Origin of the sequence: Pseudoxanthomonas sangjuensis (assembly GCF_010211755.1) — a bacterium.
Taxonomy (GTDB): domain Bacteria; phylum Pseudomonadota; class Gammaproteobacteria; order Xanthomonadales; family Xanthomonadaceae; genus Pseudoxanthomonas_A; species Pseudoxanthomonas_A sangjuensis.
Window position 1 is genome coordinate 1 of record NZ_PDWR01000039.1, and the last position, 23,295, is coordinate 23,295.

24 protein-coding genes and 4 tRNA genes are annotated in these 23,295 nt (G+C 68.0%); 20 read left to right on the top strand and 8 right to left on the bottom strand.

Annotated elements, in window-relative coordinates:
* The first annotated feature begins 738 nt into the window (after positions 1-738).
* From CSC71_RS14695 to CSC71_RS14715, 5 genes are all read left to right on the top strand, one after another.
* The gene (locus tag CSC71_RS14695; protein WP_162375133.1) at positions 739-1,035 is read left to right on the top strand and encodes a DUF2277 domain-containing protein; all 297 of its coding nucleotides are present in this window, start codon (positions 739-741) and stop codon (positions 1,033-1,035) included.
* 119 nt (positions 1,036-1,154) lie between these two features.
* Entirely contained in the window at positions 1,155-1,565 is a 411-nt protein-coding gene (locus tag CSC71_RS14700; protein ID WP_162375134.1) for a bleomycin resistance family protein, read from the top strand.
* A 70-nt stretch (positions 1,566-1,635) separates the two neighbouring features.
* Positions 1,636-2,724, top strand: a complete 1,089-nt coding sequence (locus tag CSC71_RS14705) for a branched-chain amino acid aminotransferase (protein WP_162375135.1) — start codon at positions 1,636-1,638, stop codon at positions 2,722-2,724.
* 350 nt (positions 2,725-3,074) lie between these two features.
* Entirely contained in the window at positions 3,075-5,453 is a 2,379-nt protein-coding gene (locus tag CSC71_RS14710) for a S8 family serine peptidase (protein ID WP_162375136.1), read from the top strand.
* A gap of 405 nt (positions 5,454-5,858) precedes the next feature.
* Positions 5,859-7,250 carry a S8 family peptidase gene (locus tag CSC71_RS14715; protein WP_162375137.1) on the top strand — a complete coding sequence of 464 codons (1,392 nt, stop codon included), beginning with the start codon at positions 5,859-5,861 and terminating at the stop codon, positions 7,248-7,250.
* Positions 7,251-7,316: 66 nt separating this feature from the next.
* Here CSC71_RS14715 and CSC71_RS14720 read toward each other — a convergent pair whose 3' ends face one another.
* The 3 genes from CSC71_RS14720 to wrbA are packed head-to-tail and all read right to left on the bottom strand — an operon-like array spanning position 7,317 to position 8,767.
* A complete protein-coding gene (locus tag CSC71_RS14720; RefSeq protein WP_162375138.1) occupies positions 7,317-7,802 on the bottom strand; it encodes an asparaginase domain-containing protein in 486 nt (161 codons plus the stop codon).
* Positions 7,803-7,838: 36 nt separating this feature from the next.
* Positions 7,839-8,180, bottom strand: coding sequence for a DUF2069 domain-containing protein (locus CSC71_RS14725; protein WP_162375139.1), 342 nt, complete (start codon positions 8,178-8,180; stop codon positions 7,839-7,841).
* Positions 8,177-8,767 carry an NAD(P)H:quinone oxidoreductase gene (gene wrbA, locus CSC71_RS14730; RefSeq protein WP_162375140.1) on the bottom strand — a complete coding sequence of 197 codons (591 nt, stop codon included), beginning with the start codon at positions 8,765-8,767 and terminating at the stop codon, positions 8,177-8,179. The genes CSC71_RS14725 and wrbA overlap by 4 nt, the downstream gene beginning before the upstream one ends.
* 170 nt (positions 8,768-8,937) lie before the next feature.
* Here wrbA and CSC71_RS14735 point away from each other — a divergent pair, with 170 nt between their 5' ends.
* The 3 genes from CSC71_RS14735 to CSC71_RS14745 are packed head-to-tail and all read left to right on the top strand — an operon-like array spanning position 8,938 to position 11,056.
* Complete coding sequence (locus CSC71_RS14735) at positions 8,938-10,215, top strand: YihY family inner membrane protein (protein WP_162375141.1); 1,278 nt, start codon at positions 8,938-8,940, stop codon at positions 10,213-10,215.
* Positions 10,212-10,787 (top strand): TlpA family protein disulfide reductase, encoded by a 576-nt coding sequence (locus CSC71_RS14740; RefSeq protein WP_162375142.1) that lies wholly within the window; start codon positions 10,212-10,214, stop codon positions 10,785-10,787. The genes CSC71_RS14735 and CSC71_RS14740 overlap by 4 nt, the downstream gene beginning before the upstream one ends.
* The gene (locus tag CSC71_RS14745) at positions 10,787-11,056 is read left to right on the top strand and encodes an acylphosphatase (protein WP_162375143.1); all 270 of its coding nucleotides are present in this window, start codon (positions 10,787-10,789) and stop codon (positions 11,054-11,056) included. The genes CSC71_RS14740 and CSC71_RS14745 overlap by 1 nt, the downstream gene beginning before the upstream one ends.
* 74 nt (positions 11,057-11,130) lie before the next feature.
* On the opposite strand, the gene CSC71_RS14750 is transcribed toward CSC71_RS14745, so the two are convergent.
* The 5 genes from CSC71_RS14750 to hemA all read right to left on the bottom strand — a co-directional run bounded on the left by CSC71_RS14750 (position 11,131) and on the right by hemA (position 15,689).
* Positions 11,131-11,727 carry a hypothetical protein gene (locus tag CSC71_RS14750; protein WP_162375144.1) on the bottom strand — a complete coding sequence of 199 codons (597 nt, stop codon included), beginning with the start codon at positions 11,725-11,727 and terminating at the stop codon, positions 11,131-11,133.
* Between the two features lie 184 nt (positions 11,728-11,911).
* Entirely contained in the window at positions 11,912-12,361 is a 450-nt protein-coding gene (locus tag CSC71_RS14755) for a hypothetical protein (protein ID WP_162375145.1), read from the bottom strand.
* A gap of 5 nt (positions 12,362-12,366) precedes the next feature.
* Positions 12,367-13,146 carry a polyphosphate kinase 2 gene (ppk2, locus tag CSC71_RS14760; RefSeq protein ID WP_162375146.1) on the bottom strand — a complete coding sequence of 260 codons (780 nt, stop codon included), beginning with the start codon at positions 13,144-13,146 and terminating at the stop codon, positions 12,367-12,369.
* Positions 13,147-13,272: 126 nt separating this feature from the next.
* Complete coding sequence (gene prfA / locus CSC71_RS14765; protein WP_162375147.1) at positions 13,273-14,358, bottom strand: peptide chain release factor 1; 1,086 nt, start codon at positions 14,356-14,358, stop codon at positions 13,273-13,275.
* A 62-nt stretch (positions 14,359-14,420) separates the two neighbouring features.
* Positions 14,421-15,689, bottom strand: coding sequence for a glutamyl-tRNA reductase (gene hemA / locus CSC71_RS14770; RefSeq protein ID WP_162375148.1), 1,269 nt, complete (start codon positions 15,687-15,689; stop codon positions 14,421-14,423).
* 67 nt (positions 15,690-15,756) lie between these two features.
* Between hemA and CSC71_RS14775 the strand changes: the two genes are divergently transcribed.
* From CSC71_RS14775 to CSC71_RS14830, 12 genes are all read left to right on the top strand, one after another.
* Positions 15,757-17,442, top strand: a complete 1,686-nt coding sequence (locus CSC71_RS14775) for a tetratricopeptide repeat protein (RefSeq protein ID WP_162375149.1) — start codon at positions 15,757-15,759, stop codon at positions 17,440-17,442.
* Positions 17,439-18,086, top strand: a complete 648-nt coding sequence (gene lolB / locus CSC71_RS14780) for a lipoprotein insertase outer membrane protein LolB (RefSeq protein WP_162375150.1) — start codon at positions 17,439-17,441, stop codon at positions 18,084-18,086. Before CSC71_RS14775 ends, lolB begins: the two co-directional genes overlap by 4 nt.
* Positions 18,083-18,955, top strand: a complete 873-nt coding sequence (gene ispE, locus CSC71_RS14785; RefSeq protein ID WP_162375155.1) for a 4-(cytidine 5'-diphospho)-2-C-methyl-D-erythritol kinase — start codon at positions 18,083-18,085, stop codon at positions 18,953-18,955. The genes lolB and ispE overlap by 4 nt, the downstream gene beginning before the upstream one ends.
* Positions 18,956-18,982: 27 nt before the next feature.
* A tRNA-Gln gene (locus CSC71_RS14790) sits at positions 18,983-19,058 on the top strand.
* Between the two features lie 69 nt (positions 19,059-19,127).
* The gene (locus CSC71_RS14795) at positions 19,128-20,087 is read left to right on the top strand and encodes a ribose-phosphate diphosphokinase (protein WP_162375151.1); all 960 of its coding nucleotides are present in this window, start codon (positions 19,128-19,130) and stop codon (positions 20,085-20,087) included.
* A 149-nt stretch (positions 20,088-20,236) separates the two neighbouring features.
* Positions 20,237-20,902, top strand: coding sequence for a 50S ribosomal protein L25/general stress protein Ctc (locus CSC71_RS14800; protein ID WP_162375152.1), 666 nt, complete (start codon positions 20,237-20,239; stop codon positions 20,900-20,902).
* A gap of 60 nt (positions 20,903-20,962) precedes the next feature.
* Positions 20,963-21,544, top strand: coding sequence for an aminoacyl-tRNA hydrolase (pth, locus tag CSC71_RS14805; RefSeq protein WP_162375153.1), 582 nt, complete (start codon positions 20,963-20,965; stop codon positions 21,542-21,544).
* 78 nt (positions 21,545-21,622) lie between these two features.
* On the top strand, positions 21,623-22,714 hold the full coding sequence (gene ychF / locus CSC71_RS14810; RefSeq protein WP_162375154.1) for a redox-regulated ATPase YchF: 1,092 nt from the start codon (positions 21,623-21,625) through the stop codon (positions 22,712-22,714).
* A 109-nt stretch (positions 22,715-22,823) separates the two neighbouring features.
* Positions 22,824-22,909, top strand: a tRNA-Tyr gene (locus tag CSC71_RS14815).
* Positions 22,910-22,938: 29 nt separating this feature from the next.
* Positions 22,939-23,012 (top strand) — tRNA-Gly (locus CSC71_RS14820).
* A gap of 43 nt (positions 23,013-23,055) precedes the next feature.
* Positions 23,056-23,131: transfer RNA gene (locus CSC71_RS14825), tRNA-Thr, on the top strand.
* Positions 23,132-23,170: 39 nt separating this feature from the next.
* Positions 23,171-23,295, top strand: a 125-nt coding sequence (locus CSC71_RS14830; protein WP_229730253.1) for a GTP-binding protein, incomplete at its 3' end; no start/stop codon positions are given.

Below are 23,295 nucleotides of genomic sequence, written 5' to 3' on the forward strand. Positions count from 1 at the left end.
GGCTGGCTGGCCTGCTCAACCGCACCGCGCTTGAACTCGGTGCTGAACTTCCTTCGCTTCGACATGAACACTCCTCATGGCCTTGATCGGCCTTCTCGTAAGTGTCCGTGAAAACGGGGGTGAACCCGTCGGATGTTCTGCGATGTTGGGGTTCGCAAGCTCACCCCAACCTACTAGGTCTGCGTGGTTGCGTGGTTGCATCCGCGGCCATCGGGATTCTTCGTAGTGGGAGCGACGTGAGACGCGAAGCCCGGGTAGGGTGGGTTTCAACCCGCCTTCCACCGGTTTGCGAGGTTCCAGAAGGCGGGTCATGACCCGCCCTACCGGGCTTTTCACCCTCTCCCCTTGTAGGAGAGGGAAACGCGCGTAGCGCGAGGGAGAGGGGTCGGCTTTTGATCTTCGCGAAGCAACGGCACGCTCGCTGCGCTCGCGCCCCCTCTCCCGCCCCTTCGGGGCACCCTCCCCCACGAGGGGGGAGGGAGATTCCAGGCAAGTCGATGTTGGGCGCCAGGTCCATTTGGACAAATTTCGTCCATCGTCGGGCTTATTTGGGCGGCACTCCGGCTTATTTGCCCGGCGCCGGCTTATTTGGTTGGAACGCGGGCTTTTTTGCCCGGAAGGCCGGCCTTTTCCCGTCGCGGGTATGCTTGTTGGGTCGGGCGGGACGCGGCCCGGCAGTCCCGCCCGGCCGGGGCGGTTTCGCGGTCCGGGGGGCGATCCAAGCTTGTTGGAGGAGCCATGTGCAGGAACATCCGGACGCTGTACAACTTCGACCCGCCGGCGACGAATGACGAGATCCGTGCCTCGGCCTTGCAGTTCGTGCGCAAACTGAGCGGATTCAACGCGCCATCGAAGGCCAACGAAGCGGCTTTCAACCTGGCCGTGCAGCAGGTCAGCGAAGCGGCCACCACGCTGATCAATTCGCTGACGACTTTCAGCCCACCCAGGAATCGCGAGGTCGAGCGCCGCAAAGCCGCCGCCAATTCGGCCAAGCGCTTCGGCACGCCGGTTCCGACCGGCAATCCCACGGCGTAGGATGGGTGGAGCCGCAGGCGATACCCATCATCACAAATGTCCCCCGATCCCAAATCGATGGGTATCGCTTCGCTCCACCCATCCTACAGAAGCTGATTTCTCGTACGGGAGAGCCCGCCATGTTCGCCCACGCACTCACCCCGATCCTCAACGTCTCCGACATCGCGCAAAGCTTCGCCTGGTTCGAAAAACTCGGTGCGAAGAAGGCGTGGGACTGGGGCGACCCGTCGTCGTTCGGCTGCGTGCGCATCGGCAACGCCGAAATCTTCCTCTGCCAGGGCGCGCAGGGCGGGCGCGGCAAGGGCGGCAACACGACCACCTTCACCACCGAAGGCGACTCCGCCGGCGACAAAGGCGTGTGGATGTCGGTCTGGGTCGACGACGTCGACGCGGTGCACCGTCATTGCGTCGAGCACGGCATCGAAGTGACCTTCCCGCCCACCGACATGCCGTGGGGCGTGCGCGAAACCCACATCCGCCACCCGGACGGGCACGTGTTCCGCATCAGCCGCGGCATCGGCGGAAACTGACTTCCACGGCCCCGCGTTCGCCGAACGGCTATCCTATGCGCCTGTTCCCGAGATTTCCGCGAGCGCCGACATGCTTAAGTACCAGGTCACCCGCAACCCGAACCCACGCAGCGCCGCCGAGCGCGCCGCCATCCTCGCCGCGCCGGGTTTCGGCAAGTTCTTCACCGACCACATGGTCGCGATCGGCTGGGACAAGGACGCCGGCTGGCACGACGCGCAGGTGCGCCCGTACGGCCCGCTGTCGCTGGACCCGGCCGCGTCGGTGCTGCACTACGGCCAGGAAATCTTCGAAGGCATCAAGGCCTACCGCCATGCCGACGGCAGCATCTGGACCTTCCGCCCCGAGGCCAACGGCGCGCGCCTGCAGCGTTCGGCGCGGCGCCTCGCGCTGCCGGAGCTGCCGGTCGAGGAATTCACCGAATCGCTGCGCCAGCTGATCGCCGTCGACGCCGACTGGGTGCCGGGCGAACCGGAAACCAGCCTGTATTTCCGCCCCTTCATGATCGCCACCGAGGCTTTCCTCGGCGTGCGCGCGGCGCAGCAGGCCGGTTACTACGTCATCGGCAGCCCGGTCGGCGCGTACTTCGCCAAGGGCGTGGCGCCGGTGTCGATCTGGCTGTCGGAAGACTACGCGCGCGCGGCGAAGGGCGGCACCGGCGCGGCCAAGTGCGGCGGCAACTACGCCGCCTCGCTGCTGCCGCAGCAGGAGGCCTATGCCAACGGCTGCTCGCAGGTGCTGTTCCTCGATCCGGTCGAAGGCAAGTACCTGGAGGAACTCGGCGGCATGAACGTGTTCCTGGTCTACAGGGATGGGCGCATCGTCACCCCGGAACTGTCGGGCAGCATCCTCGAGGGCATCACCCGTTCCAGCATCCTGCAGCTGGCGCGCGACCGCGGCCTGCAGGTCGAGGAACGCAAGGTTTCCATCGACGAATGGAAGCAGGGCGTGGCCTCCGGCGAGATCGCCGAAATCTTCGCCTGCGGTACCGCCGCCGTCATCGCGCCGATCGGCGAACTGAAGGGCAAGGGGGGATTCTCGATCGGCGACATCAACGCCCCGGCCGGCGAGGTCACGATGGCGATCCGCAAGGAACTGACCGACATCCAGTACGGTCGCCTTCCCGACCGCCACGGCTGGTTGCACAAGCTGAGCGACTGATCCGCGCGCCGGGTTGCGCAAACCGGCGAACGGCATGGATACGAACACCGGCGGACCAGGTCCGCCGGTTTTTTTTGCGCGCGCGAATGTGATGTGCGTCACGCCGTAAACGCACGGATTTTCACGCGGTTTTCATCTGCACGACCGCCGGTCGCTCATGCAAAAAAATGTTTAGACGAAGTGTTGTTTTGCTGCGGTTCAGTCGGTTACGGTTGAAAGCAATCCGGCCCATCTGGCCGGATTTCATTCCCCGGAGACAAAAAAGCCGAAAGCCGAGACAGGGGCAAGCCAAAGCTTGTGCCGAGGGAGACGAACGGAGCGTCACCACCCAACCATAGAGGGATTTTCCGATGTCGAATGTTTCGCAGCGTCGTTTGCGCCAGCATGCTTTGGCCGCCGCCACGGTGGTCGCGATTTCGATGGGTTTCGTTGTTCCCGCTTCCGCCGCCGGCAGGGTCGACCTGAGCGGCCTGCAATCCCCCGGGCAGCGCAGTTTCGACCGCTTCATCGTCAAATACCGCGACGGCAGCAGCGAGCGCGCCAGTGCGGCCTCACTGAAGTCGGCGCTCGGTTCCGCCGCCGCCGCGGTGCCGAAGAGGTCCGGCAAGGCGCTGGGCGTGGGCCACCTGCGCCGCCTCGCGGTCGGCGCCGACGTGGTCCGGTCCGACCGCAAGCTGGATCGCATCGAAGCCGAGACGCTGATGCGGCAGATCGCCGCGAACCCGAACGTCGAATACGTCGAGGTCGATCGCCTGATGCGCCCGGCGATGACCCCGAACGACACCCACTACGCCACCTACCTGTGGGGCCTGAAGGACGGCGTGGGCGGCATCCGCGCCAACCAGGCCTGGGATACCGCCACCGGCAGCGGCGTGGTCGTCGCGGTGCTCGACACCGGCATCACCACGCACAGCGACCTGAGCGCGAACATCGTCGCGGGCTACGACTTCATCAGCGACACCTTCGTCTCGCGCGACGGCAACGGCCGCGATTCCGATCCGTCCGACCCGGGCGACTGGAACACCGACGCCAGCCAGTGCGATGTGTCCGACAGTTCGTGGCACGGCACCCACGTCGCCGGCACCATCGCCGCGGTGGGCAACAACAGCAAGGGCGTGATCGGCGTGGCCTACAACGCCAAGGTCATGCCGGTGCGCGTGCTCGGCCGCTGCGGCGGCTACACCTCGGACATCGCCGACGCGATCGTCTGGGCGTCGGGCGGCAGCGTCAGCGGCGTGCCGGCCAACAGCAATCCGGCCGAAGTGATCAACATGTCGCTGGGCGGCGCGGGTTCCTGCGACACCACCACCCAGAACGCGATCAACGGCGCGGTCAGTCGCGGCACCACCGTTGTCGTCGCCGCCGGCAACGACAACGCCAACGCCTCGGGCTATTCGCCGTCCAGCTGCAACAACGTGATCAACGTCGCCGCGATCGGCACCAGCGGCAACCGCGCCAGCTATTCGAACTACGGCAGCCTGATCGACGTGGCCGCGCCGGGCGGCGACAGCGGCAGCGACTGCGCGGCGTACATCGTCTCCACCGGCAACGGCGGCACCCAGGGGCCCGGCGCGGAGACCTACCTGTGCATGGCCGGCACCTCGATGGCGTCGCCGCACGTGGCCGGTGTGGTCGCGCTGATGCAGTCGGTGGCGCCGACGCCGCTGACCCCGGCGCAGGTGGAAAGCACGCTGAAGAGCACGTTGCGCGCGTTCCCGGCCACGCAAAGCCCGGCCATCGGCAACGGCATCGTCAACGCCGCCGCGGCGGTGGCGGCGGTGGCCGGCGGCGGCAGCAACACCGCGCCGGTGGCGAACTTCACCGTCGCCACCAGCGGCCTGACCGCCAGCTTCACCAGCACCTCGACCGACAGCGACGGCAGCATCGTTTCGTACAGCTGGAACTTCGGCGACGGCACCACCTCGACCGCGGCCAACCCGAGCAAGACCTATTCGGCGGCCGGCACCTACACGGTCACCCTGACCGTCACCGACGACGACGGCGCGACCAATACCAAGACCTCGTCGGTCACGGTTTCGTCCGGCGGTGGTGGCGGCACCACGCTGAGCAACGGCGTGCCGGTCACCGGCCTGTCGGCGAGCACCGGCAACTGGCTGCATTACACGATGACGGTGCCATCCGGCGCGAGCAACCTGAGCTTCAGCACCTCGGGCGGCAGCGGCGACGCCGACCTGTACGTGAAATTCGGCTCGCAGCCGACCACCAGTTCCTACGATTGCCGTCCGTACAAGTCGGGCAACGCGGAGACCTGCAGCTTCGCCTCGCCGTCGGCCGGTACGTACTACGTCTCGCTGCGCGCCTACAGCACGTTCTCCGGCGTCAGCCTGGTCGGCAACTACACCGCCGGCGGTGGCGGCGGCACGCAGACCTACAGCAACGGCACCGACGTCAGCATCCCGGACAACAACAGCACCGGCGCGACCAGCAGCATCGCCGTGTCCGGGCGCAGCGGCAACGCCGGCAGCAGCGTGCCGGTGGCGGTGAACATCGTGCATACCTACGTCGGCGACCTGGTCGTGGATCTGATCGCCCCGGACGGCTCGGTGTACAACCTGCGCAACCGCAGTGGCGGCAGCGCCGACAACATCAACGCCACCTACACGGTGAACCTGACGAGCGAAGCGTTGAACGGCACCTGGAAGCTGCGCGTCAGGGACCTGGCCGGCGCCGACACCGGCTACATCAACAGCTGGAGCATCACGTTCTGATCGCGATGATCGGGCAGGCAGCACGAGAAGCCCCGGCCACGGCCGGGGCTTTTTTTTCGGGCGCGCCACTGCGCGCGGCGGTAGCCGACGATGGCATCCGCGCATGCGAGCGCTACCAAAAAAGTGTGCGTGGAAGCACGCTTTTGCTGCCACGTGCGGATGCCGTGGCGAATGTCCACCGGTGCCTGCCGGCGCGTGCCGCCTGATGACAAAAAATGATTTCTGCGCCCCTTGTTCTACCGGCGTCCGGTCGGTTACGGTCGAAAGAATTCGGCCCAGCGGCCGGATTGCAGCCCCGGGCAACAGGAAGGCCATCGAGGGAACGCAGGAGAGCCGGAATGTTGCGCCAGGGAATCGTACGGAGCGTCATCACCCAAACACCCTAGAGAGAGAGGGAAATTCCCGATGTCGAAGTCGCACAAGTTGCACCAACGCGCGCTTGCCTCCGCCATGGCGGTCGCGCTGACCGCCGGGTTCGCCGGTTCCGCCGTCGCCGCCGGCCGCGTGGATACGGCTGGCCTGCATTCCGCAGACCAGACCAGCTTTGACCGCTTCATCGTGAAGTATCGCGAAGGCACTCCCGCCGCCGCGTTGCAAAAGAACCTGGCCAGCGCCGGCAGGGCTTCCGCCAAATCCCTGACCGTCGGCCGCTTGCGCACGCTGTCCGTGGGCGCCGAGGTCGTGCAGGCCAGCCGCGCGCTGGACAAGGTCGAAGCCGAAAGCCTGATGCGGCAGATCGCCGCCGACCCGAACGTGGAATACGTCGAGGTCGACCGGATCATGCAGCCGCTGATGACCCCGAACGATACCCACTACGCCACCTACCTGTGGGGCCTGCAGAGCAGCACCGCCGGCATCCGGGCCGACCAGGCATGGAACACCACCGACGGCAACGGCGTGGTCGTGGCCGTGCTCGACACCGGCTACACCGACCACAGCGACCTGGTCGGCAACATCCTGCCGGGCTACGACTTCATTTCCGACAAGCGCATCGCCGGCGACGGCGGCGGCCGCGACGCGGATGCGCACGACCCGGGCGACTACGCGAAGGGCCAGCCCTCCAGCTGGCACGGCACCCACACCGCCGGCACCATCGGCGCGGTGGGCAACAACAACAAGGGCGTGATCGGCGTGGCGTACGGCGCCAAGGTCGTGCCGGTGCGCGTGCTCGGCCGTGGCGGCGGTTACACCTCCGACATCGTCGACGGCATCACCTGGGCGTCGGGCGGCAGCGTCGGCGGCGCGCCGGCCAATGCCAACCCGGCCGAGGTCATCAACATGTCGCTGGGCGGCAGCAGCACCTGTTCGTCCGCCTACCAGAGCGCCATCGACGCCGCCGTCGCCCGCGGCACCACCATCGTGGTGGCCGCCGGCAACAGCAACGCCGACGTGTCGGGCTTCACCCCGGCCAGCTGCAACAACGTGATCGCCGTGGCCGCGCTGAACAAGAGCGGTACCCGCGCCAGCTACTCCAACTACGGCAGCAAGATCGACGTGGCCGCCCCGGGCGGCGACAGCGGCGACTGCACCACGCTGATCGTGTCCACCGGCAACGACGGCAGCAAGGCCCCGGGCGCCGAGAACTACCTGTGCATGGCCGGCACCTCGATGGCGGCCCCGCACGTGGCCGGCGTGGTCGCGCTGATGCAGTCGGTGGCCAGCACCCCGCTGACGCCGGCGCAGGTGGAGAGCATCCTGAAGAGCACGCTGCGCGCCTTCCCGGGCAGCAACGACAAGCCGATCGGCAACGGCATCGTCGATGCCGCCGCGGCCGTGTCCGCCGCCGCGACCCACTGATCCACCGGGCCGCAACGCAGCACAAGGGACCCCGGCGCGAGCCGGGGTCTTTTTTTCATCGGCCGCTCAGGCTTCCTCGAAGCGGTTCGCGGCGACGTTCTTGCGCACCTTGTTCGGGTTCCAGATGCGCCCGTTCATCGCGATGTACACGCCCGGCGGCAGCGATTGCACCGCGCCGACCGCGCAGCCGATGTTGAATTCGGCATCGGAGCCGCGGAAGCGCGCCGGGTTCAGCGCGCCGGTCAGCACGATCGTCTTGTCCTCGATGCCGGACAGCGCGCGCGCGGTGTCGACCATGGTGTCGGTGCCGTGGGTGATCAGCACGTGCTTCGCCGGCTGCGCGGCGATGGTGGCGCGGACCAGTTCGCGGTCGGCGCCGGTCAGGTGCAGCGAGTCCTTGCGTACGATCGGGATGACCGTGAAGCGGAATGCGACGCCCAGTTCCTTCAGGATCTGCCCGATCTGCGGGTCGCCGACCTGGTAGTCGGACTTGTCGTCGAAGTAGATCTTATCGATGGTGCCGCCGGTGGTGACGATGAGCAGTTCGTCCATCGGGGGTGCGCTCCGGAAAATGTCGAGGCGCGGATTTTAACCCGCGGCGCCCTTCTTCCGGCCGAAGCGCGCATGCAGTCCCGGCCAGTTCGAGGCCAGTACCACGGCCAGCGACAGCACGATCTCGGCCCAGGCCCAGCCGGCTTCGCCCGACCGCGACCACGCCACCATCACCCCGTGGCAGAACCAGGGCAGCGCCAGCACGCCGGCCCAGAACGCGGCGGGTTTCGCCCCGCGGAGAACGCCCGCGGCAAGCAGCAGCGGCGGGGCGGCGAACACCAGCAGGCTCGCGGCCAGGTGCCTGTCGCCGCGGAACCAGATGGCGAACAGCAACGACAGCAGCAGCAAGGACGCGACGAGGATGCGTTTCGCGTTCATGCCAGCTTGCGCGCGATCGTGGCCACGCGCCGGCCCAGCGCGCGCGCCAGCGCGGCTTCGTCGTCGCTCGGGGTCGGGTCGTCCTCGCCGCCGGCGACGTGGCTGGCGCCGTACGGCGTGCCGCCGGTCTTCGTCGAACTGAGCAGCGGTTCGGTGTAGGGAATGCCGACGATCACGCAGCCGTGGTGCAGCAGCGGCACCTGCATCGACAGCAGGGTCGACTCCTGGCCGCCGTGCATCGTCGCGGTCGAGGTGAATACCGCCGCCGGCTTGCCGACCAGGGCGCCGCTGGCCCATTCGGCGCCGAGCCCGTCGATGAAGTGCTTGAGCGGCGCGGCCATGTTGCCGAAGCGGGTCGGGCTGCCGAGGACCAGGCCGGCGCATTCGGTCAGGTCGCGCTTCTCCACGTAGGGCGCGCCGTCCTCCGGCACCGGCGGCGCCGCCTGCTGGGTGACCGCGGCCACCGGCGGCACGCTGCGCAGCCGCGCGCTGCAGCCTTCGACCTCGCCGATGCCGCGCGCGACCTGCCGCGCGAGCTTCGCCACCGAGCCGCCGCGGCTGTAGTAGAGCACCAGGATTTCCGTCATCGCCATCAATCTCCCCCGTGGGTCGCTATCGTACTGCGTCGGAGTCCTTCGACTTTGGGCCTGCGGCCCTACGCTCAGGACGAACGGCTCATATCATCCGCTCATCCTGAGCGTAGCTCGCGAAGCGGGCGAAGTCGAAGGGCACGGCCACATCGGTTACCCTTCGCCGGATGGAGCCGCTGAGCACGTTCAACCGCTGGACCGAGCGCCTGCGCGACCGCGAACGCATGGCGACCTTCGCCCGCTTCCTTGCGCGGCGCTTCCTCGACGACCGCCTGTTCCAGGCCGCGGCCGCGCTGTCGTACACCACGATCTTCGCGCTGGTGCCGCTGGCGATGGTGGTGTTCGGCGTGCTGTCGGCGTTCCCGATGTTCGCCGAATGGCGCGACCAGCTGACCGACTACGTGTTCTCCAACTTCGTGCCCAGCGCGGCCAACGCGGTCCGGGACAAGCTGTTCGAGTTCCTCGGCAATTCCGGCAAGCTGACCGTGGCCGGCGCGGTCGGCCTGATCGTGTCGTTGCTGATCACGCTGAACAGCATCGAAGGCACCTTCAACCGGATCTGGCGCGTGGCCGGTGCGCGGCCGCGGCTGAGCCGCTTCCTGGTGTACTGGACGGTGCTGACCCTCGGTGCGCTGCTGGCCGCGGCCTCGCTGGCGTTGTCGGCGTGGCTGTTCGCGCTGCCGCTGTTCAGCACCAGCGAAGGCAAATGGCTGTCGAATCTGGCGCTGCGCTCGGCACCGATGCTGATCGAACTGGTCGCGATCGCCACGATCTACCGCGTGGTGCCGCACCGCACCGTGCATTTCCGCCATGCGCTGGCCGGTGCGCTGGTCGCGGCCCTGCTGCTGGAAATCATCAAGTGGGCGCTGGGCCTGTACCTGGGCACGTTCAACGCCTACGAGAAGCTGTACGGCGCGCTGGCCGCATTGCCGATCCTGCTGCTGTGGATCTACCTGTGCTGGGTCGCGGTGCTGCTGGGCGCATCGTTCGCCTCGGCGATCTCCGCGTTCCGCTACCAGCCGGCGTCGATGCGCCTGCCGGTCGGCTACGAGCTCTACGGCCTGCTGCGCCTGCTCGGCCGCTTCGACGAGGCGCGCGCGCAGGGGCGCGGCCTGCATGGCGACGAGATGCTGGAGCTGGAGCCGATCCTGACCGACTCGCTGGTGCAGCAGTTCGTCGAACAGCTGTCGGACATCAATCTGCTGCGTCGCGCCGAAAGCGGCGAATGGCTGCTGGTGCGCGACCTCGACACGCTGACCCTGGCCGATCTGTACGAAACCTGCCAGTTGCGCATCCCGATCGCCGAGGCGCAGCTGCCGCACCGCGACGACGCGCTCGGCATCGCCGCGCTGGGGGCGTTGAACGACTTGCGCATCCCGCTGCGCGACCTGCTCAAGCGCAACGTCTGCGACATCTACGAACTGGATTCCGGAGCAAGGACATGAAGAGGACGATGCGCACAGGGCTGTTCGTCGTGCTGGCCGCACTGGCCGCGTGCAAGCGCGAGGCCGAGGCGGAACCGGCGGTGGCGATACCGGTGGTGGACGAGGTTTCCGCGCAGGCCACGCCGGAGCCCCGGTCCAGCGTCGACGCCACTGCGGAATACCCCACGTTCAAGCTCCCGGCCCTCGACGGCAGCACCTACGACCTGGCCGCGCACCGCGGCAAGTGGGTGGTGGTGAATTTCTGGGCCACCTGGTGCGCGCCGTGCCTGAAGGAAATGCCGGACCTCGACGCGCTGGACAAGGCGCGCGACGACATCGACGTGGTCGGCCTGGCCTACGACGAGATCGAGGCCGCCGACATGCGGGCGTTCCTGAAGGAGCACCCGGTGTCGTATCCGATCGTCATCGTCGACGTGTTCGCGCCGCCGGCCGATTTCGCCACCCCGCGCGGGCTGCCGATGACCCACCTGATCGCGCCGGACGGCAAGGCGCTGAAGCCGTTCCTCGGCCCGGTGACGGCGCAGGAGATCGAAGAGGCGATCGCCGCCCATGGCAAGGAAGGCAAGGCCTGATGCACGCTGCCCGCTTCCGCGTCGCCGGCAAGGTGCAGGGCGTGTGGTTCCGCGCCTCGACGCGCGAACAGGCGCTGAAACTCGGGTTGCGCGGTTACGCGAAGAACCTGCCCGACGGTTCGGTCGAGGTGCTGGCCGCCGGCGCGGCGGCAGCCGTCGACGCGCTCGGGCAGTGGTTGCGGGTCGGTCCGCCGCAGGCCCGGGTGGACAGCGTGTCGCGCGTCGTTGCGGAGGAAGCGCAGGCGGGGCGGGGCTTCGAAGTCCTCTAGCGGGCGCGACGGCAAGCGCAAGCAGAAACGGCGGCCGATGGCCGCCGTTTCGTTGCCGGAAGGTCCGCGGGCGCTCAGTGCTTGTCTTTGTCTTTGTCTTTGCCTTTGCCCTTGCCTTGGCCGTGTTCGGCGTGGCCCTGCGACGGCTTCGACTTCGACGGGCCCTTGCCGGCGTTGCCGCCCCTGTTGCCCGGACCGTGCTTCGACCAGTCGACGTGGACGTTGCTGCCCACTGCGACCGGATAGCCCCAACGGGTGTAGGTGCCGGAGAAGCCGTTCTTCAGCGCATGGAATTCGCGCGAGCCGGGCTTGATGCCCATGCGCTTGGCGATGTTGCCCCAGCCCTGGCCCGGATGGGCCTCGTATTCGTGGACCACGTTGATGCACGGCACGCGCAGGACGTGGGCGATGGCGCAGGCCATGAAGATGTCGGCGGCCGACCAGTTGCGGCCGAACAGGTCGACCACCAGCGAGCGCGGCGCGCCGTAGTAGCCGGTCATTTCGTTGATGAACGGATCGCGGTAGCGCGCGCCGTAGTCGTTGATTTCGTACAGGCGGGTATCGACCCAGGCATCGCCGGTGCGGAAGTTGTAGCCGACGACCTGGGCGTGCGCCGCCGAGGCAGCCAGCAACAGGCCGGCGAACAGGGCCAGGGAGCGAGTGGTTTTCATGGTTCTATCCTTGTTCCAGTGGTCCGTGGTGCGGACAGTCTTCGCAGCATGGACTGAACCGGTTCTTAAAAACCCGGACGCGGCGCGCGATACCGTTGCGGACATTCAGGCGCCATCGCGGGCGGACCGGAATTGCGTGCGCTGCTTCACGTTGTCGATCGCGTCGCGGCGCAGACGAACCGGGTCATGGCGTTGGCGGCGGGTTCCCCGGAGCGTCTGCCGGCGCTTCCTGCGTCAGGCGCACGGCGCGCGCCTGCTGTACATCGTCCAGCGGCGGAGGCCGCGCAGTCGCCGACTGGATCTGGTGTTTCCAGCCGGGCAGCCTGGTGACCTGCTCGGCGGCCTTCAACAGGCCTTGCGTGATCCCGTACTGGATGTAGCCCCCGTAATGCAGGCTGATCTCTTCCGGGGTCGGCGGTTCGTGGTAATACCGATCCAGGGCGCTGCCCCGCGCATCGATCGGATTCCGGAAGCGGTAGGGATCGAACGTTTCCAGCCGGGGCGCGGTGACGCGAACCTCGTCGAGCTCGGTCACGGCCGTTTCGTCGTCGTCGCGCGTGTCCTGGCCGGCATCCTGCGACCGTGCGGCAGGCGACAGGGCGCAGAGCAGGAGGGCGGCGAATGCGGCGCGCATCGGAATCAGTTGCTGCCGCCCCCCTTGATCGGCTTGAGCGCGCCGTAACGTTCCTTGCCGGGCTTCTTGCCCAGCGGCGGGAATTCGATCTTGGTCCCCTTGACCTTCGTGTCCGGCAGCCGGTCCAGCAGGTCGCGGATCAGCGCCAGCCGTCCGCGCTTCTGGTCGTTGAAGTCGACCAGGGTCCACGGCGCGTGCGCGGTATGCGTGGCTTTCAGCATAGCCTCGCGCGCCCGGGTGTAGTCGTCGTACCTGCGCCGCGCCTCGAGGTCGATCGGCGACAGCTTCCAGCCCTTCAGCGGGTCGGCCAGGCGTTCGGCGAAGCGCTCTTCCTGCTTGTCCTGGTCGCAGCACAGCCAGTACTTGAACAGCAGGATGCCGTCGTCGACCAGCAGCTTCTCGAACACCGGCACCTGCCGCAGGAAGGCCTTGTACTGCGCGTCGCTGCAGAAGCCCATCACTTTCTCGACGCCGGCGCGGTTGTACCAGCTGCGGTCCATCAGCAGGATTTCGCCGGCGGCGGGCAGGTGCGCGACGTAGCGCTGGAAATACCACTGCGTGGCTTCGCGGTCGCTGGGCTTGGGCAGGGCCAGCACGTGGCACTGGCGCGGGTTGAGGTGCTCGCGGATGGCGTCGATCGCGCCGCCCTTGCCGGCGGTGTCGCGTCCCTCGAAGATCGCCACGATGCGCTTGCCGCCGGTCCTGGCCCAGTCGGCCATCTGCGCCAGTTCGACCTGCAGCGGTTCCAGCAGCTTCTCGTAGTCCTTGCGCTTGAGCTTCTTCATTCGCGGCCCCGTATGGCACCTCATTGTAGGAGCGGCGTGAGCCGCGAACGCTTTTCGTCCGGATTGCGAGGTAAAGCGTTCGCGGCTTACGCCGCTCCTACAGGGTAGCGAATCGGGCGCGGCGGTTCAGCCGGCCGACGCCAGCCGCGCCAGTTCGTCGGCCCGGTATTCGCGGGTCAGGCGCTCGACCAGTCCGTCGAGGTCGCCATCGAGGATGTTCGGCAGGTCGTAGAGCGTGAGGCCTTCGACGCGGTGGTCGGTGATGCGGCCCTGCGGGAAGTTGTAGGTGCGGATGCGCTGGCTGCGGTCGCCGCTGCCGACCTGCAGGCGCCGCGATTCGGCCTGCGCGGCGAGCTGCTTGCTGCGCTCGGCTTCCAGCAGTTGCGCCTTCAGCCGCTTCAGCGCGCGCTCGCGGTTCGCGTGCTGGCTGCGCTCGGTCTGGTTCTCCACCACGATCCCGCTCGGCACGTGGGTGATGCGGATCGCCGATTCGGTCTTGTTGACGTGCTGGCCGCCGGCGCCGGACGAACGGAAGGTGTCGATCTTCAGGTCGGCGGGGTTGATGGCGACATCGTCGACTTCCTCGAAGTCGGGGATGATCGCCACCGTCGCCGCCGAGGTGTGGATGCGGCCCTGCGATTCGGTTTCCGGCACGCGTTGCACGCGGTGCGTGCCGGATTCGAACTTCAGTTTCGCGAATGCGCCGCGCCCGCTGACCTTCGCGACGATTTCCTTGTAGCCGCCGTGCTCGCCGGGGTTGTCGGATTCGACCTCGACCTTCCAGCCCTTGCGTTCGGCGTAGCGCGAATACATCCGGAACAGGTCGCCGGCGAAGATCGCCGCCTCGTCGCCGCCGGTGCCGGCGCGGACCTCGAGGAACAGGTTGCTGTCGTCGCGCGCGTCCTTCGGCACCAACAGCAGCGACAGCTCGTCGTCGAGCTGGGCAAGCCGCGCCTTGGCGCTGGCGATTTCCTCTTCCGCGAGTTCGGCCAGTTCGGGGTCGCCGCGCATCGCCTCGGCGGCGGCGAGGTCGCGCTTGGCCTGCGCTTCGGCGGCCAGTGCGATGGCGACGGGTTCCAGTTGCGCGAACTCGCGCGAATAGTCGCGGAAGCGCGCGCTGTCGGCGGCGACGGCGGGGTCGACGAGCAGGCGCTCGAGTTCTTCGCGGCGTTCGGCGAGGGCTTCGAGCTTGCGGCGCAGAGTGGGAGTCATGGGCGGGAACGGGTGGAGGGGAACGGACGAAGGCGGGAATCGGCGACGATGGACTGGCGCAGCTAACCCTCTCGTTCCCCGTTCTTCTCCACTCGTTCCTCGTCCTTGCCCCACAGCCGCTCGACCGCACGCGCCAGTTCGGCGTCGCCGGTCAGCGCGGCGTCGCGCAGCGCCGCGGTCGGCGGGTGCAGCAGGCGGTTGGTCAGCGTATGCGCGAGGAAGTCGAGCACCTCCTGCGGGTCGCGCCCGTTCGCCAGTTGCTGTTTCGCCCTCGCCAGCACGTCGTCGCGCGCTTCCTCGCCGAGCGCGCGCAGGCGTTTCAACGGTTGCTGGCGCGTGCTGGCCTGCACGGTTTCGACGTAGCGCGCCACCTGCAGGTCGATGATCGCTTCCGCCGCCTCGGCGGCTTCGCGGCGGCCGCGGCGGTTGTCCTCGACCGCGCGTTCCAGGGCGTCGACGGGGTAGAGGAAGGCGTCGGTCAGCTCCGACACGCCGGCCTCGATGTCGCGCGGCACCGCCAGGTCGAACAGCAGCATCGGCTTGTGCTTGCGCGGCGCCAGCGCGGCGGCGACCTGTTCGCGCGAGATCACCGGCTCGCGGCTGGCGGTGGCGGAGAACACGATGTCGGCTTCGGCCAGGTGCTTGTCCAGCGCGGTCAGCGGCAGCGCGTAGCCGCCATGGCGTTCCGCGAGTTCCTGCGCATGGGCGAGGGTGCGGTTGGCGACCAGCAGGCGCTTCGCGCGGCCCTCGCTCAGGTGCCTGGCGGCGAGTTCGATGGTGTCGCCCGCGCCGACCAGCAGCACGGTGGAATCCTGCAGGCGGGCGAACGAGTTCTGCGCCAGCCGCACCGCGGCCGAGGCGACGGAAACCGGGTTCGCGCCGATGCGGGTATCGGTGCGCGCGCGCTTGGCCACGGCGAAACTCTGCTGGAACAGCCGGTCGAGGCGGTTGCCCAGCGCGCCGTGCTCGCGCGCCAGGGCCCAGGCTTCCTTGACCTGGCCGAGGATCTGCGGTTCGCCCAGCACCATCGAATCCAGCCCGGTGGCGACGCGAAACAGGTGGCGCACGGCGTCGGCGTCGCTGTGCCGGTACAGGTAGGCGTCCAGGCCGGCGGCATGCGCGGTCAGCCAGCGCGCCAGTGCATCGGCATCGTCGGCCACGGCGTACAGCTCGGTGCGGTTGCAGGTCGAAAGCAGGGCGGCTTCATCCACCTGCGACAGCGCGCGCAGCGACGACAGCGCGGCCGGCAATGCGGCGCCGCCGAAGGCAACGCGCTCGCGCAAGCCGACCGGTGCGGTCTGGTGGTTGAGGCCGAGTACCCAAAGGGTCATCTGTTCAGGCGCTTGCGTTAAGCTGCTGGCTACCGAGGGTTTCCATTTTACGTCCGCCGCCGTCCCGATGCCCGCAATGCTCCGTCCCTGGCCGGTCATGGCCTGCCTGATCCTGGCGCTGGCCGTCTCCGCTCCGGCCGCACCGGCGCGGGCGGCTACCCGCGCCAAGGCCGCCAGCGGCGATTCGCTGGAAGCGGTGATGGCCGGCGAATTCGCCCTGCAGGCGGGCAAGCTGCCCGAAGCGGTGCGCTGGTACCTGCAGGCCGCCCGTACCGAACGCGACGACGCCGGCCTGGCCGAGCGCGCCGCCCGCATCGCGCTGCTGGCCAACGACAAGGCCGCCGCCGCGCAGGCGCTGAAGCTGTGGCGGCAACGCGCGCCGCGTTCGCTGGCGATGCGTACTGCGGAAGCGACGCTGGCCCTGCGCACGGGCAAGGCTTCGGCGGCGCGGCGCGAGTTGGTCGCGCTGCTGCGCGAGCCCGACGGGCAGGGTTGGCGGCATGCGCTAGTGGCGCTGGGCGACGGCCGCGACGACGAACTTTCGGCGCGGCTGCTGCGGCAGATGGTCGAAGCCGGCGACATCCCCGACACGCTGCAGGCCTGGCTGGCCTTCGGCGGGCTGGCGCAGAAGCTGGACCAGCCGGCGCTGGCCGAACGCATCGTCGCCGAGGTGGTGAAGCGCTTCCCATCCGAGCCGCGCGTCGCGCTGCTGCAGGCTGGGCAGTTGCGCCAGGCCGGCAAGACCGACGAGGCGCGGCGGGTGCTCGAGGGCCTGGGCAAGACCGCGCTGCTGGTGCCGGAGCTGCGGCTCTCGATCGCAGGCGAGTACGAGGCGATGGGCGACTACGCCGCCGCCGCCGCCGTGCTCGCGCGCGGCCCGCAGGGCGATCACACCTATCAGTTGCGCGCCGCGCTGCTGGCCAGGGCCGAGGACAATGCCGCGCTCGGCGGGCTGTACGACGAGCTCGCCAAGGACGGCAGCGAGCCCGACCCGGACCGCCGCCTGCTGCTCGGCCAGATCGCGCAGGTACTCAAGCGCCCGCAGCAGGCGCTGGACTGGTACCGCAGCGTGCCCGGCGGCCCGCAGCGCACCGAGGCGCGCCTGCGCATCGCCAACAGCCTGTACGAACTGGGGCGCAAGGACGAGGCGCTGGCCGAGGCCGTCAAGCTGCAGGGCGATGCCAGCCTCGACGACAACGCGCGCATCAGCGCCTACGTGCTGGAGTCCGAGCTGCGGCGCAAGAACAACGACGCCGCCGGCGAGCTCGACGCGCTGGCGCGCGGCCTGGCCGCGTACCCGGACGACAGCCAGTTGCTTTACGCGCGCGCCCTGGTCTGGGAGCGCCGCGACCAGATCGAGCGCGCCGAGGCCGATTTCCGCAAGATCCTCGCGATCGAGCCGGACAGCGTGGCCGCGCTCAATGCGCTGGGCTACACGCTCGCCGACCGCACCACGCGTTACAAGGAAGCGCTGGAACTGATCGACCGCGCGCGCGCCGCCGAACCGGACGACCCGGCGATCACCGACAGCTACGGCTGGGTGCTGTACCGGCTGGGACGCCATGAGGAGGCGCTGGTCGAACTGCGCCGCGCCTTCGCCCGGCAGAAGGATCCGGAGATCGCCGCGCACATCGCCGAAGTGCTGTGGGCGCTGGGCCGCCAGGACGAGGCGCGCAAATATTTCGACGAGGCGCGCAAGCTCGACCCGGAAAACCGGTCGCTGAAGCGCGCGCTGGAGAAGACCGGGGCATGAATCCGAAGCTTTTCGCCATTGCGGTGCTGGCGCTGCTGTTGTCCGCCTGCGCCACGCAAGCCGTGAGGCAGCCGGCTCCTCCGGTTGATGTCGCGGCCGCCGAGGCGCGTCAGGCCGAGCGCGAAAACGCGTTGTACGATGCCAATCGATGGGGTTTCGTCGGCCGCATTGCCGTGAGTAATGGCAGGCAGGGCGGCAACGGCAGGATCGAATGGGTCAACGACGACGAGTTCCTGACGGTTGATGTAAGCGCGCCGATTACCCGGCAAACATGGCGCTTGACGGCCGGCGAAAACGATTCTGCGTGCATCGAAGGATTGGAGGGAGGCCGGCGCTGTGGTGGTGATGCGGCCGGGTTGTTGCGGGAAACCACGGGCTGGGAGATTCCATTCCGCGGGGCGTATTACTGGTTGCGTGCATTGCGCATACCGCACGAGCCGCCAACAGGCATGGCAGTCGAACCGGCGACGAACCTGCGGTACGACGAACGTTTGCGCCTGGTGCATCTGGAGCAAGGCGGCTGGGCGATCGACTATCAGTGGCCGGACAGGGCCGCGACGACGCCGGAACTGCCCAGCCGCATCGATGCGGTGAAGGGCCAGGCCAAGATCAAGCTGCTCGTTGAGCAATGGGTCCTGCGATGAGCCAGCCTGGTGGCTGGTCGGCCTGGCCCGCCCCGGCCAAGCTGAACCTGTTCCTGCGCATCACCGGCCGGCGCCCGGACGGTTACCACAACCTCCAGACCCTGTTCCGGTTGCTGGACTGGGGCGATACCGTCCACCTGCGCATGCGGGCCGACGGGATCGTTGCGCGGGTCGGCGAGTCGGTGCCCGGTGTGGCCGAGGCGGACGACCTGCTGGTCAGGGCGGCGAAACTGCTCAAATATGCAGGTAACTGCAGCCAAGGCGTGGACATTTCCGTCGAAAAGCGGGTTCCGGTCGGCGGTGGTTTCGGCGGCGGCTCATCCGATGCCGCCACTGTGCTGGTGGCCTTGAACCGGTTGTGGGGGCTGGCCCTGCCTGTCGACGAGCTGGCCGGGCTGGGGCTGCAACTGGGCGCCGACGTGCCGGTCTTCGTCCGGGGCGAGAATGCCTGGGCCGAGGGGGTGGGCGAGGTGCTGACCCCGGTCGACCTGCCGCCGCGCTGGTACCTGCTGGCCGCCCCCGGCGCCCACGTGCCGACCGCCGGACTTTTCCAGGCTCCGGATTTGACGCGGGATTCCCCAGCCGCGAAAATATCCGACTTCGCCTCAGGTCAATTGCTCGGCAACGCGTTCGAGCCGGTATTGCGCCGCCGCGAACCGGTCGTCGAGGCCGCGTTCGCAGCGTTGTCGCGGGTCGGTTCGCCGCGGTTGACGGGTTCGGGCAGCGGCTGTTTCGTCGAATTCGAAGATCGCGCCTCGGCCGAGGCCGCGCTCGCGGGTTTGCCGGAAGGCTTGCGCGCCTGGCTGGCCGAGGGCGCCGTGCGTTCGCCGTTGCTGGCTGCGCTCGAAACCTGGAATCCGCCGGCGTAGGCGCAAGCCCGCGCCGGCAACGAAAACAGGGGCGTCGCCAAGTGGTTAAGGCACCGGGTTTTGATCCCGGCATTCGTAGGTTCGAATCCTTCCGCCCCTGCCATTCAGCGACACCCGGACAAGGCAGTACGTTCATCCACCCGCCACGGTCAGAGCGAAGCGGAGCGCCGACATGCAGGAAGATCGCCAGTTGCTGGTTTTTTCCGGCAATGCCAACAAGCCACTGGCGGAAAGCATCTGCCGCGAACTGGGCGTGCGGCCGGGCAAGGCGATGGTCTCGCGCTTCTCCGACGGCGAAGTGCAGGTGGAGATCGAGGAGAACGTGCGCCGCCAGGAAGTGTTCGTCGTGCAACCGACGTGCGCGCCGGCGGCGGAAAACCTGATGGAGCTGCTGGTGCTGATCGACGCGCTGAAGCGCGCGTCGGCGGCCAGCGTGACCGCGGTGGTGCCGTACTTCGGCTACTCGCGCCAGGACCGCCGCCTGCGTTCGTCGCGGGTGCCGATCACGGCCAAGGTGGCGGCGAAGATGTTCACTGCGGTGAGCGCCGACCGGGTGCTGACCGTGGACCTGCACGCCGACCAGATCCAAGGTTTCTTCGACATCCCGGTCGACAACGTGTACGCGTCGCCGCTGCTGCTCGCCGACATCTGGCGCGCCTACGGCACGGAAAACCTGATCGTGGTTTCGCCGGACGTCGGCGGCGTGGTGCGCGCGCGGGCCGTCGCCAAGCGCCTCGACGACGCCGACCTGGCGATCATCGACAAGCGCCGGCCGCGCGCCAACGTGGCCACGGTGATGAACATCATCGGCGAGGTCGAGGGCAAGGACTGCGTCCTGGTCGACGACATCGTCGATACCGCCGGCACCCTGTGCGCGGCCGCCGCGGCGCTGAAGGCGCGCGGCGCGCGCAAGGTGGCGGCGTACTGCACCCACCCCGTGCTGTCCGGGCCGGCGGTGGACAACCTGAACAAGTCCGTGCTGGACGAGCTGGTGGTGACCGACACCATCCCGCTGTCCGACGCGGCGAAGACCTGCGGCAAGATCCGCCAGCTCAGCGTGGCGGAACTGCTGGCCGAAACGATCCGCCGCATCGCCTTCGGCGAGTCGGTCAGTTCGTTGTACGTGGATTAGCAATACGGTTGCTGGTCGCCGGTTACTGGTCGTTGGTTTTTTCCAACGACCGGCAACCGAAAACCAACAGCCAAAACCGGCTCTTCTGGTCGCGGAAGAGTCGAACATCGCCGCCGCGAGGCGGTTCATCAACCTGGGTAGTGAAGAAAATGTCCAACACGCATGTCATCAACGTGCAACGCCGCGAAGACGAAGGCAAAGGTGCGAGCCGCCGCCTGCGTACCTCCGGCAACGTGCCCGCCATCGTCTACGGCGGCGAACTCAAGCCGGTCAGCATCCAGCTGAACCACAACGAAGTGTGGCTGGCCAGCCAGAACGACTGGTTCTATTCGTCGATCCTCGACCTGAGCCTCAACGGCGACGTGCAGAAGGTCCTGCTGCGCGACGTGCAGCGCCATCCGTACAAGCAGCAGATCATGCACCTGGACTTCCAGCGCGTGAACGAGAACGAAGCTCTGCGCACCGCGGTGCCGCTGCACTTCGTCGGCCAGGAGAAGTCGCCGGCCGGCAAGTCGGCCGAGATCGTCGTGACCCACGAGCTGAACGAAGTCGTCATCGAGTGCCTGCCGAAGGACCTGCCGGAGTTCATCGAGGTCGACCTGTCCGAACTGGCGATCGGCGCGGTGATCCACCTGTCCGAGATCAAGCTGCCGGCGGGCGTGAGCATCCCCGAGCTGAAGCTGGGCAAGGAGCACGACGTGGCCGTGGTCATCGCCAAGCACGGCCGTGTCGAAGCGGAGCCGGAAGCCGAAGGCGAGGCCGAGCAGTCGGCCGAAGTCCCGGCCAGCAAGGTCGCGAAGAAGGAAGAGAAGTAATCGATCCGCCGCGGCGTCCGCATGCGCGGATGCCGCGGCACGGTTACGCGTTCCTTCGCGATGGCAGGATTGCGACTCATCGTCGGGCTGGGCAATCCCGGTTCCGAGCATGCGAAAACCCGCCACAACGCGGGTTTTCGTTTTGTCGACGCGCTCGCGGAAGGCGAGGGCGTGCGCTTCGGCGTGGAAGGCAAGCTGTTCGGCGAGACCGCGAAGGTCCACGTCGCCGGCCAAGCGATCTGGCTGCTGAAGCCCTCGACCTACATGAACCTGTCCGGCAAGTCGGTGGCCGCGGCGCTGCGCTACTGGAAGATCGCGCCGGAGGAGATGCTGGTGGTGCACGACGAGCTGGACCTGCCGCCGGGCACGGCGCGGTTGAAGTTCGACGGCGGCCACGGCGGCCAGAACGGCCTGCGCGACATCATCCAGCTGCTGGGCCACGGCAAGTTCCACCGCCTGCGCATCGGCATCGGCCATCCCGGGCACAGGGACAGGGTCACTTCGTGGGTGCTGGGCAAGCCGGGCAAGGACGACGAGATCCTGATCGGCCGCGCCATCGACGATGCCATCGCCGCGCTGCCGCTGGCGGTGCAGGGCAACCACATGGACGCGATGACGAAATTGCACACGGCCAAACCGTGAGCCGTGAGCGGTGAGTGGTGGGCGGGGCTCCGCCTTCGACCGCTCAGCGCTCACTGCTTACCGCTTCCAGGAAATCCAATGGGCATCAAATGCGGCATCGTCGGCCTGCCTAACGTCGGCAAGTCGACCCTGTTCAACGCGCTGACCAAGGCGGGCATCGCCGCGGCCAACTTCCCGTTCTGCACGATCGAGCCGAACGTCGGCGTGGTGCCGGTGCCGGACCCGCGCCTCAATGCGCTGGCCGAGATCGTCAAGCCGGAACGCGTGCTGCCGACCGCGGTCGAATTCGTCGACATCGCCGGCCTGGTCGCCGGCGCGGCCAGCGGGGAGGGCCTCGGCAACAAGTTCCTGGCCCACATCCGCGAGGTCGACGCGATCGCCCACGTGGTGCGCTGCTTCGAACACGGCGACATCATCCACGTCGCCGGCAAGGTCGACCCGATCGCCGACATCGAGACCATCGACACCGAGCTGGCGCTGGCCGACCTGGACAGCGTCGACAAGGCGCTGAACCGCGCCGAGCGCGCGGCCAAGGGCGGCGACAAGGAGGCGCAGGCGCGCAAGCCGGTGCTGGAGAAGCTGCGCGCCGTGCTCAACGACGGCAGGCCGGCGCGCTTCGCCAACCTGGACGAGGAAGAGAAGGCGCTGGTCCGCGACCTGTTCCTGCTGACGCTGAAGCCCACCATGTACGTGGCCAACGTGCTGGAGGACGGCTTCCACGACAACCCGCACCTCGATGCCGTGCGCGCCCGCGCCGAGGCCGAGGGCGCCGAGGTGGTGCCGGTGTCGGCGGCGATCGAGGAGGAGCTGGCGCAGCTGGACGACGCCGACCGCGACGCCTTCCTCGCCGACCTGGGCCTCGACGAGCCGGGGCTGAACCGGGTGATCCGCGCCGCCTACAGGCTGCTCGGCCTGCAGACCTACTTCACCGCGGGCGTCAAGGAGGTCCGCGCGTGGACGGTCAAGGCCGGCGCCACCGCGCCGCAGGCCGCCGGGGTGATCCATACCGACTTCGAGAAGGGCTTCATCCGCGCCGAAACCATCGCCTACGACGATTTCATCAAGTACAAGGGCGAAGCCGGCGCGCGCGATGCCGGGCGCCTGCGCCTGGAGGGCAAGGAGTACCGGGTGCAGGAGGGCGACGTCCTGCATTTCCGCTTCAACGTCTGAGACTTTCCCCGGCCGGATGCGTTGACAGACGCCAGGGTTCCGGCGAAAATCTCGGGCTGTTTCACTCCGGCCGTTTCGGCGGAGCCGCGGTAAAATCGAAGTGCAATCCGGAGGGATACCCAAGCGGCCAACGGGGGCAGACTGTAAATCTGCTGGCTTACGCCTTCGGTGGTTCGAATCCACCTCCCTCCACCAGCTTGCACCAGGTTTTGCGGGTTCCCGATGCGGGAGTAGTTCAATGGTAGAACTGTAGCCTTCCAAGCTACTAGTGCGGGTTCGATTCCCGTCTCCCGCTCCATTCGGACTGCGCGCGCCGGGCCCGGCAACAAACGAAAAGTTTCGCTCACGTAGCTCAGTCGGTAGAGCACCTCCTTGGTAAGGAGGAGGTCGATGGTTCGATTCCATTCGTGAGCACCATCTTCAACCACAACGATCCATTTCCCGAGATAGGCAGCCATGGCAAAGGGTAAATTCGAGCGCACCAAGCCCCACGTGAACGTGGGCACGATTGGCCACGTGGACCACGGCAAGACGACGCTGACGGCGGCGCTGACGAAGGTGGGCGCGGAGCGTTTCGGCGG

What these genes read in the sequence shown, in the direction of transcription:
- prfA (WP_162375147.1), bottom strand. Translation starts at nt 14,358, where the DNA reads ATGACTCCCACTCTGCGCCGCAAGCTCGAAGCCCTCGCCGAACGCCGC.
- CSC71_RS14795 (WP_162375151.1), top strand. Translation starts at nt 19,128, where the DNA reads ATGCAGGAAGATCGCCAGTTGCTGGTTTTTTCCGGCAATGCCAACAAG.
- CSC71_RS14800 (WP_162375152.1), top strand. Translation starts at nt 20,237, where the DNA reads ATGTCCAACACGCATGTCATCAACGTGCAACGCCGCGAAGACGAAGGC.
- lolB (WP_162375150.1), top strand. Translation starts at nt 17,439, where the DNA reads ATGAATCCGAAGCTTTTCGCCATTGCGGTGCTGGCGCTGCTGTTGTCC.
- CSC71_RS14710 (WP_162375136.1), top strand. Translation starts at nt 3,075, where the DNA reads ATGTCGAATGTTTCGCAGCGTCGTTTGCGCCAGCATGCTTTGGCCGCC.
- CSC71_RS14735 (WP_162375141.1), top strand. Translation starts at nt 8,938, where the DNA reads ATGGAGCCGCTGAGCACGTTCAACCGCTGGACCGAGCGCCTGCGCGAC.
- ychF (WP_162375154.1), top strand. Translation starts at nt 21,623, where the DNA reads ATGGGCATCAAATGCGGCATCGTCGGCCTGCCTAACGTCGGCAAGTCG.
- CSC71_RS14715 (WP_162375137.1), top strand. Translation starts at nt 5,859, where the DNA reads ATGTCGAAGTCGCACAAGTTGCACCAACGCGCGCTTGCCTCCGCCATG.
- CSC71_RS14755 (WP_162375145.1), bottom strand. Translation starts at nt 12,361, where the DNA reads ATGCGCGCCGCATTCGCCGCCCTCCTGCTCTGCGCCCTGTCGCCTGCC.
- CSC71_RS14750 (WP_162375144.1), bottom strand. Translation starts at nt 11,727, where the DNA reads ATGAAAACCACTCGCTCCCTGGCCCTGTTCGCCGGCCTGTTGCTGGCT.
- CSC71_RS14720 (WP_162375138.1), bottom strand. Translation starts at nt 7,802, where the DNA reads ATGGACGAACTGCTCATCGTCACCACCGGCGGCACCATCGATAAGATC.
- CSC71_RS14700 (WP_162375134.1), top strand. Translation starts at nt 1,155, where the DNA reads ATGTTCGCCCACGCACTCACCCCGATCCTCAACGTCTCCGACATCGCG.
- CSC71_RS14740 (WP_162375142.1), top strand. Translation starts at nt 10,212, where the DNA reads ATGAAGAGGACGATGCGCACAGGGCTGTTCGTCGTGCTGGCCGCACTG.
- pth (WP_162375153.1), top strand. Translation starts at nt 20,963, where the DNA reads ATGGCAGGATTGCGACTCATCGTCGGGCTGGGCAATCCCGGTTCCGAG.
- CSC71_RS14745 (WP_162375143.1), top strand. Translation starts at nt 10,787, where the DNA reads ATGCACGCTGCCCGCTTCCGCGTCGCCGGCAAGGTGCAGGGCGTGTGG.
- CSC71_RS14695 (WP_162375133.1), top strand. Translation starts at nt 739, where the DNA reads ATGTGCAGGAACATCCGGACGCTGTACAACTTCGACCCGCCGGCGACG.
- ppk2 (WP_162375146.1), bottom strand. Translation starts at nt 13,146, where the DNA reads ATGAAGAAGCTCAAGCGCAAGGACTACGAGAAGCTGCTGGAACCGCTG.
- wrbA (WP_162375140.1), bottom strand. Translation starts at nt 8,767, where the DNA reads ATGACGGAAATCCTGGTGCTCTACTACAGCCGCGGCGGCTCGGTGGCG.
- ispE (WP_162375155.1), top strand. Translation starts at nt 18,083, where the DNA reads ATGAGCCAGCCTGGTGGCTGGTCGGCCTGGCCCGCCCCGGCCAAGCTG.
- CSC71_RS14705 (WP_162375135.1), top strand. Translation starts at nt 1,636, where the DNA reads ATGCTTAAGTACCAGGTCACCCGCAACCCGAACCCACGCAGCGCCGCC.
- hemA (WP_162375148.1), bottom strand. Translation starts at nt 15,689, where the DNA reads ATGACCCTTTGGGTACTCGGCCTCAACCACCAGACCGCACCGGTCGGC.
- CSC71_RS14775 (WP_162375149.1), top strand. Translation starts at nt 15,757, where the DNA reads ATGCCCGCAATGCTCCGTCCCTGGCCGGTCATGGCCTGCCTGATCCTG.
- CSC71_RS14725 (WP_162375139.1), bottom strand. Translation starts at nt 8,180, where the DNA reads ATGAACGCGAAACGCATCCTCGTCGCGTCCTTGCTGCTGCTGTCGTTG.